This is a genomic window from Aestuariivirga sp., from assembly GCF_044238155.1.
Taxonomy (GTDB): Bacteria; Pseudomonadota; Alphaproteobacteria; order Rhizobiales; family Aestuariivirgaceae; genus Aestuariivirga.
This window is the reverse complement of record NZ_JBIIDX010000186.1, coordinates 1-5767: the sequence shown is the minus strand read 5'-3', so window position 1 is coordinate 5767 and position 5767 is coordinate 1. Positions and strand designations below refer to the sequence as shown.

The following is a 5767-nucleotide window of genomic DNA, read 5'->3' as shown; positions in this document are numbered from 1 at the left end:
CGGGGTTCCTTGCTGTTGAGGTTGATCCGCTTCGGGAGTATCTGAGGCATCGCCCGGGTGTCCGGGTTGCTGGCCGCTGCCCTCGGCCAATAAGGTATGAGCATGCCAACTTCTCAGAATAAAAGGCCCGAACCGAATCCTGGAATCCTGGATATCGCTCCGTATGTGCCGGGAAAAAGCGGAACCAAGGGTGCACGCATTCATAAGTTGTCGTCGAATGAGTCTCCCATTGGGGCAAGTCAAGAAGCAATCGAGGCATACAGAACTGCAGCATCGACTCTTGAATTATATCCGGATGGGAGCGCGACTCTCCTGCGCGAGGCGATTGCCGGTCGTTACCGCCTCAAGGTGGAGGCCATCGTGTGTGGTGCAGGTTCGGATGAGCTTCTGCAGCTTTTGGCGCATGCCTATTTGCAGCCTGGTGATGAGGCAATTTACAGTCAATATGGATTTCTCGTTTACCCCATCGTGATTCAGTCGAATGGTGCAACGCCTGTTGTTGTTCCTGAGCGGGATTTCATCGTACAGGTCGACGACATTCTTGCAGCGGTGACGCCACGGACACGCATGGTCTTTCTGGCCAATCCGAATAACCCGACTGGACGCTATCTCCCCTTCAATGAAGTGAAGCGATTGCATGCCAGATTGCCTTCCCGGGTATTGCTCGTGCTTGATGCAGCCTATGCTGAATATGTCCGGCGAAATGATTATGATTCTGGAATCGAGCTGGTTGCCACATCTGAAAATGTTGTCATGACCAGGACATTCTCGAAGATCTATGGCCTTGCGGCGCTCAGGCTCGGATGGGCATACTGCCCGTTGCATGTCGCAGATGTCCTGAATCGTATTCGTGGACCGTTCAATGTCAGCTCACCCGCAATTGCAGCCGGGGCTGCCGCAATGTTTGATCATGAGTTTGTCGAACGCGCCGTTGCACACAATGATGAGTGGCTTCCGTGGCTTGAGAAAGAGATATCTTCCATGGGTCTTGTCGTAACCCCGAGTGCTGCAAACTTCGTTCTGGTGCACTTTCCGTCTGATGACAGCCAGAATGCACACGCTGCCGACCGTTATCTGCAGGAGCATGGTTTCATCGTGCGCCGTATGGACTCCTACGGGCTTTCGGGCTCACTTCGTATATCTGTGGGATCTGAGGACGCCAATCGTGGTCTTGTCAGGTGTCTGAGGGCGTTCATGTCATGACCCGGGAATTCAAACATATTGCCATCATTGGTATAGGGCTTATTGGATCATCGATTGCGCATGCAGTTCGCAAAAATGAGCTCGCCGACAAGATAACTGGCTATGCAAAGACTGATGCGACGCGGGCAAAGGCTCTGGAGCTTTGCCTGGTTGATCAAATATGTTCCACAGCCGCAGATGCTGTGTCAGGTGCTGATCTGATTATCTTGTGTTCGCCGGTCGGAAGCTATGCTGCGCTCTCGATGGAAATCATGCCTGCGCTTAAGGCCGGCGCAATTCTGACTGATGTCGGTTCAGTCAAGGGCGCAGTGGTGCGTGACGTTCTTCCTCATGTTCCAGCCGGCGTACATTTCATTCCAGGTCATCCGATCGCCGGTACGGAGCAATCCGGTCCTGAAGCGGGATTTGCCGAACTGTTCCTGAACCGATGGTGTATCCTGACGCCTCTGGCCGATGCCGACCCTCGGGCGGTTGAGCGTCTGACAGCCTTCTGGCGTTCATGTGGGTCAAATGTTGAGATCATGACTCCTGAGCATCATGATCTGGTTCTTGCGATCACAAGCCATCTGCCACATCTGATCGCCTACAATATTGTATCAACTGCTGCCGATCTGGAGCAGGTGACTTCTTCCGAGGTGATCAAGTACTCGGCGGGTGGTTTTCGTGACTTTACGCGAATTGCAGCATCAGATCCCACCATGTGGCGTGATGTGTTCCTGAACAACAAGGACGCCGTTCTTGAAATGCTGGGAAGATTTTCGGAGGATCTTTCTGCATTGCAAAGGGCAATCCGTTGGGGTGATGGTGAGACGTTGTTCAACATTTTTAGCCGCTCGCGGGAGGTTCGCCGCAACATCATTGCGGCTGGCCAGGATACAGCTGCACCTGACTTTGGTCGTGGAGGTCCAAAGACTCAGTAGAGTGGTTCGAGATCTGCGATTTTGAACGGCCCCAGATAGAGCAAGCCATTTTTTGCAATGATAGGTATCTTTGCAGAGTTTCCCAGAATGCCCACTATACCCTGGACATTGGCTTTCTGTTCATCTGACAGGCCGAAATAAGGTGCACTGAAGTCGATCAGGGCGCCAATATCATTTGTTTCAGTGGTCAGCTCGCCTGTCACACGATTTTGCTCGTCGAGTGTCAGCGTGCCAGCGCCTGTAACCTTGATGCGTCCTGCTTGAATCTCTGCAGTGTCAATGGCCAGTCGAGGGCTGCTTTCGAAACCTCCCAAAATGCTGACCTGATCAAGTGCCATGGCCGGCATGCCAGCAGGCTGGTAAACGGGCTTGTTCAAAGTGATTGCGATATCTGTTCCGGAAGCTGGCGGCAGCGAAGGTCGTGTGTGGGCACTCAGCTTCTCGATTCTACCCAGCAAGGGCATGGCTATGCCCCGAACCTCTCCTGAAAAACTTGCAAGTCCAGACGACTCGAATGTCAGGACAACAACCGCCCGATCGTGCTCGGCCTGCTTCGGCGCTCCGTGGCCAAGAAGCAGGGTCGACGGCCCATCGATCAGTGCAACCACCTGCCAGGGAGCATAGGCAAGTGCCATGACCAAAAGATTAGTGGAGGCCAGCTCACCGAGCCCGGTGCGTGACAGCTTTGGTGAAGTGCATGAGAATTCAAATCGAAACGGAAAGCCGCCCCATTGCTCCTGGACGCACGATAACTGAAAACCGCGTTCAGAGAGACGTAGCCGCTCTGATGCAAGCCTTTCCTTAGCCGCTCCAATTGCGATGAACCAATAGGCTGTCCAGGCGAGGGCAACCAGCAATACGATGCCGAGCGGAGCAAAAATTCTCCAGGATGCTGAGTGAGCATTCGGCATTTGATCTTCGGGAGCCTTTCGAGTTAGGAGGTCGCTTAGCATGGAACAATTCTGGGTCTTTGGCTATGGCTCGCTGATGTGGCGGCCGGGTTTTGCGCACCTCGGCTGTGAGCCTGCCTCCATATTCGGCTACCACCGGCGGCTGTGTGTCTATTCTCATGTTCATCGAGGAACCCCCGAACAGCCTGGGCTGGTTCTGGGTTTGGATCGCGGTGGGTCCTGTCGTGGTATTGCATTTCGGATTGGAGCTGACAGGTGGGATGATACACTTGCCTATCTTCGGGCACGTGAGCAGGTCACATCCGTCTATGTCGAGAAACGCAAGTCAGTGCGGCTGTTGGACAGCGGGCGCCTGGTTGCCGCTGTCACCTATGTGGTCGACAGACAGCATGGACAATATACAGGCCTATTGAGCGATGAGCAGATCGATTTTTATGTTGGCCATGGGCGGGGGATGTCCGGCCTATGTGTCGATTACGTGATGAATACCGTTGTACATCTCAGGCAAATGAACATCCATGATGCCGCCCTGGAACGGGTTGCAGCCCGCCTGGCATCTCATGCTGCCAAAAGTTCAAGTTGAACGGCAACCGTGACAGCCCGCATGTTGGAGACCGGACGTTCCTCGGAATGGAGAGCCGCGCGCAAGTCAGATGCAATCTGTTCAGCCGCGGTGAAATCCCGCGCCAGAAGGTGAACATGAATTTCCTCAATGGCATGCCCTGGCCGTCTGTCTTCGGGCAATGTGCCGTCTGCAGACAGTCGCCCAACGGAGATCACCTGGCGCGAGGCACCTGACGCATCCACGATCAAATAGATTGCACCAGCCAATCTCGGGCAAAGCTGCCGCGAATAGATCGAATGGATGTAGGCCCGGCCTGAAGCTCCTCGCCAGTACCAAAAGCGCTGCGCGAGGGCTGTATCGGCGGGCTGAAACCCTGACAAAGAATAACCGTGAATCATAGAACAAAAATAGAACAAAAATGGCTAATTGTCAAGCCCCATCAGTTGCAGCGTGTATAACCGCATGAGAGGCATGCCGCACACCCTTCCTGGTGTGTCATCGCGTCCGTCTGACACTGTGGACATGGTAGCAAATTTGTTGAGCCTCGAGACCCTGAACCATGGGATGGCTGGCGCTGAGTACCTTGTGACAGGTTCAGGATATGACGATCGATCGCTCCACCGACTGCTGCTAGCTGGCTTGAATAGTGGCCCCCTTCGATCCAATGCCCGCCGCGTGGATCGGCAACTGTCTTGAGTTCACTCGTGATGTAGGACAGGTCTCCACTGCGCCGGAAGACGGCTGACAGCGTGCGTGCCAGTGCGGTTGCCCATAGTTGCAGTTGCCTGTCTTGCGGATTGATGAAAATCTCGAAGGGGCGTCTTGTCCCGTCTTCGATCACATCATTGATCGTCACATGAATTGGAGAATCATTGCCTGGCCAGTCCAGCTTGTAGGTAGCTCCGGGAATTACGTCTTCCCGGTCCCTGGAGAATGGGTCCATCAGTTGGGTAACGTGAGGCCTTGCTGCCGGAACCCTCGACAAGACTGCTCCCGTGACTGGATTGGGTCTGAATACCGTACACCCCTTCAGTCCCATGTCGTAGGCGTCTTGGTAGATGCTCCTGAATGAAACGAAAGGCAACTCTGATGAGATATTGATGGTCTTGGAGATGGAACCGTCTACATGCTTCTGAACTGCTGCCTGCATTCTCAGGTGTGCTGATGGCGCAAGCTCGTCAGCCGTTATAAAGCTGGGGGGTAGGCGCTCATCTTTTCCAAACATATGCCAGTAAAGAGCTGCCGCATAATCATGCACAGGGTTCATACGGCAAGATCCATCCGGATACAGCAGCTTGCGCTGATAACGAACACTGAAAATTGGCTCAATTCCGCTCGACACATTTCCTGCGAGGAGCGAAATCGTGCCCGTAGGAGCTATCGACATGAGAAGGCCATTGCGAATTCCATATCGCGCAATATCGCTGCGAAGTGCCTCATGGAGATTGGCTGCATGGCCCTGGTTTCCGTATCGTTGAGCATCAAACATCGGAAAGGGCCCACGTTCTTTGGCAAGAACGATACTCGCCTTGTAGGCGGCAGTCTCTATAAGGGATGTCCAGTGACTTGCGGCATCGACGGCGTCCGAAGAACCATAAATGAGTCCGCACATCGCCAGCGCATCTGCGAGACCGGTCATGCCCAGGCCAATACGCCTTTTCGCAAGGGCCTGCTCGCGCTGTTCGTTCAGTGGGTACCTCGAAATCGAAATCACATTGTCCAGAAAGCGGACACCGATTGCCGTCGTCCGTCCGAGCGCAGCCTCGTCCAGTCTTGCAGACTTGCTGAAGGGATCGATAATGAATTGTGTCAGGTTCAGCGATCCGAGCAGACACGCGCCATAAGCTGGCAGCGGCTGCTCTCCACAAGGATTGGTTGCCGAGATTGTCTCGCAGTAGGACAGATTGTTCTCGGAATTGATGCGGTCGATGAATATGACGCCTGGCTCAGCACATTCGTAGCAGCTCCGCATGACAGCGTCCCACAACGATGCCGCTGGCACCGTTCGATAGATCTTGCCGTCAAATATGAGAGGCCAATTTGCCTGAGCTTTGACTGCAGCCATGAAATCATCAGTAACAAGAACGGAAAGATTGAAGTTTTTGAGCTTTCCGGCTTGTTGCTTCACGGCAATGAATGCCTCGATATCTGGGTGATCGCAGCGCATT

General features: G+C 53.9%; 6 protein-coding genes. 3 read left to right on the top strand and 3 right to left on the bottom strand.

Annotation, left to right across the window (positions count from 1 at the left end):
- Positions 1–102 precede the first annotated feature (102 nt).
- Positions 103–1203: a histidinol-phosphate transaminase gene (gene hisC, locus ACILRN_RS15365; RefSeq protein WP_395689763.1), complete on the top strand. Its 1101-nt coding sequence runs from the start codon at positions 103–105 to the stop codon at positions 1201–1203.
- Positions 1200–2123 (top strand): prephenate/arogenate dehydrogenase family protein, encoded by a 924-nt coding sequence (locus ACILRN_RS15360; RefSeq protein WP_395689761.1) that lies wholly within the window; start codon positions 1200–1202, stop codon positions 2121–2123. Before hisC ends, ACILRN_RS15360 begins: the two co-directional genes overlap by 4 nt.
- Here the strand turns inward: ACILRN_RS15360 and ACILRN_RS15355 are convergent.
- Positions 2117–3076 (bottom strand): DUF2125 domain-containing protein, encoded by a 960-nt coding sequence (locus ACILRN_RS15355; protein WP_395689759.1) that lies wholly within the window; start codon positions 3074–3076, stop codon positions 2117–2119. The two genes, ACILRN_RS15360 and ACILRN_RS15355, sit on opposite strands and share 7 nt — an antisense overlap.
- Here ACILRN_RS15355 and ACILRN_RS15350 point away from each other — a divergent pair.
- Positions 3075–3617 (top strand): gamma-glutamylcyclotransferase, encoded by a 543-nt coding sequence (locus tag ACILRN_RS15350; protein ID WP_395689757.1) that lies wholly within the window; start codon positions 3075–3077, stop codon positions 3615–3617. The genes ACILRN_RS15355 and ACILRN_RS15350 overlap by 2 nt on opposite strands.
- Here ACILRN_RS15350 and ACILRN_RS15345 read toward each other — a convergent pair.
- The gene (locus ACILRN_RS15345; RefSeq protein WP_395689755.1) at positions 3593–3979 is read right to left on the bottom strand and encodes a hypothetical protein; all 387 of its coding nucleotides are present in this window, start codon (positions 3977–3979) and stop codon (positions 3593–3595) included. The two genes, ACILRN_RS15350 and ACILRN_RS15345, sit on opposite strands and share 25 nt — an antisense overlap.
- 59 nt (positions 3980–4038) lie before the next feature.
- Positions 4039–5767, bottom strand: a 1729-nt coding sequence (locus tag ACILRN_RS15340; protein ID WP_395689753.1) for an adenosylcobalamin-dependent ribonucleoside-diphosphate reductase, incomplete at its 5' end; no start/stop codon positions are given.

Bases quoted from the DNA above. Each gene is read 5' to 3' on its own strand.
- hisC (WP_395689763.1), top strand. From the start codon at position 103: ATGCCAACTTCTCAGAATAAAAGGCCCGAACCGAATCCTGGAATCCTG.
- ACILRN_RS15350 (WP_395689757.1), top strand. From the start codon at position 3,075: ATGGAACAATTCTGGGTCTTTGGCTATGGCTCGCTGATGTGGCGGCCG.
- ACILRN_RS15360 (WP_395689761.1), top strand. From the start codon at position 1,200: ATGACCCGGGAATTCAAACATATTGCCATCATTGGTATAGGGCTTATT.
- ACILRN_RS15355 (WP_395689759.1), bottom strand. From the start codon at position 3,076: ATGCTAAGCGACCTCCTAACTCGAAAGGCTCCCGAAGATCAAATGCCG.